This window comes from Tunicatimonas sp., assembly GCF_049647865.1.
Classification (GTDB): domain Bacteria; phylum Bacteroidota; class Bacteroidia; order Cytophagales; family Cyclobacteriaceae; genus Tunicatimonas.
This window is the reverse complement of the sequence record NZ_JBARYM010000785.1, coordinates 1-1,576: the sequence shown is the minus strand read 5'-3', so window position 1 is coordinate 1,576 and position 1,576 is coordinate 1. Positions and strand designations below refer to the sequence as shown.

The following is a 1,576-nucleotide window of genomic DNA, read 5'->3' as shown; positions in this document are numbered from 1 at the left end:
GTAAATAAGGAATATGTACGTAGTGCAACATCAAAAAAGGTTTTGGGTCCCATGATTCGTATACTGCCTCTTTGCCGTTCCGGATTCTTTTCAGGGCATGAAGCGAGGTTTCGCCTGGTAGTGGTTTAACTATTCGGTGTAGCTCGTGGGCTAGCCAGTAGGTAGGCTTAGCATTCGGTTCCGGCACTACGGAGGTAGCTGTTTTGTTCTTGCTATGCTTTTCGGCTAGGTAGCTTTCAGCCAACCTCGTAGTATTATAAAAAGCTGTAATCGCCGTATGGGTTCTGGGATTACACTCTATCGGAAATATGTTGCCCTGCCGGTCTACTATAAAATCAAAAGAATACTGGCCGGTAAGTTTTTCTTTAGCCACGTAAGTAGCTACCCACTGCTCAATAGCGGGTTTAGGTACGTGTTCGTAGTTCACCTGAAAGGCCGATGACTCGCAGCAGCAAAATAGCGTAAGTTTGCCATTAATTGCGGTTCCGTGGGTGCAGTATTCCTGCCCCTCAATGAACGATTGCAGCACCCAAGGTTTTTTAGCTGAGATTTCTACCGAACGGGCGTAGGCAAGTAACCTTTCCTTATCACCCGAGTCAAACACATTATCATCAAGGCGAGTAGTGGGATTATAGTTAATGCTCTTGAAGATAAACGACTGTTCAGGATAGTCGGCCAACGTAAATTGCTCTACTTCGGCGTAGCTGATAATACGAAAAACTTGGGGTGATGAAAGACCTAGCGTACTTGCTTTTGCGCAAAATTTGAACTTGTCGTCTACTGTACCTATCTGTTCGGGCGTACCATGAAAAACAACGGTAGCTTTCCTCTTAGTATCTTTCTGTCTCGCACGGTCAATTACCGATTGTAGTTGAGCATCAGGTAAACTGGACTTGGGAGACGATACCGGAACTACCAGGTCAATATCTTCCTGCGTTATAATTTGGTTTAAGCTATTTAAGTAAGCCGTTTCTCCAACTTTCGGCAAATCTGCGTGAGTGCGGAAAGTAGCAACTGCCTTAGAAAATCGGGGTCCACAGTACGCATACTTTTCACTATCAGTCAATACCACCCGCCACCCTAAAGCGTGAAAGCTACGCGCCAGATGCAAGGCTTTGGTCATCCGGCCGCCGGTGATTAGTACCGATGACTGGGAGGAAATAGATTGAGTGTGTTTTACATTTCGGAGGTGCATTAACCGAGTAATTAGCAACCCTACTAGCGTAGCTGGCAAGGTGCTGTATATGACGAGTAACGTTCTGAGCGTGGCAAGCCTCATAGCAAATTCAAGGCAAATTCCTTACTTTTTATTGATCAGCGTAACTCCATCGCGGATCGGCAGCAGCACGGCTTCTAAATCAGGATGAGTATGTACGTATTCGTTGAAACGATAAATGGCTCGGGCGTTCTCGGACATATCCGCCAACGGCTTAGTATAAATTTCGCCCTGATACAATGTGTTATCTACTACAATTAATCCTTTATCGGCTAACAAAGAATTTGGCTGCCTTATCAGCATTTCTACGTACGCACGGTAGCCCGACTTATCAGCATCTACAAACACCAAGTCAAACGA

Annotated in this window: 2 protein-coding genes; both read right to left on the bottom strand. The window is 45.4% G+C overall.

Translation table 11 applies throughout. The annotated features are described in order from the left end of the window. Window positions 1-1,279: hypothetical protein (locus WBA23_RS22810; protein ID WP_424584585.1), on the bottom strand; the 1,279-nt coding region annotated here is incomplete at its 3' end. 21 nt (window positions 1,280-1,300) lie between these two features. Beyond that, window positions 1,301-1,576, bottom strand: a 276-nt coding sequence (locus WBA23_RS22805) for an O-methyltransferase (RefSeq protein ID WP_424584584.1), incomplete at its 5' end; no start/stop codon positions are given.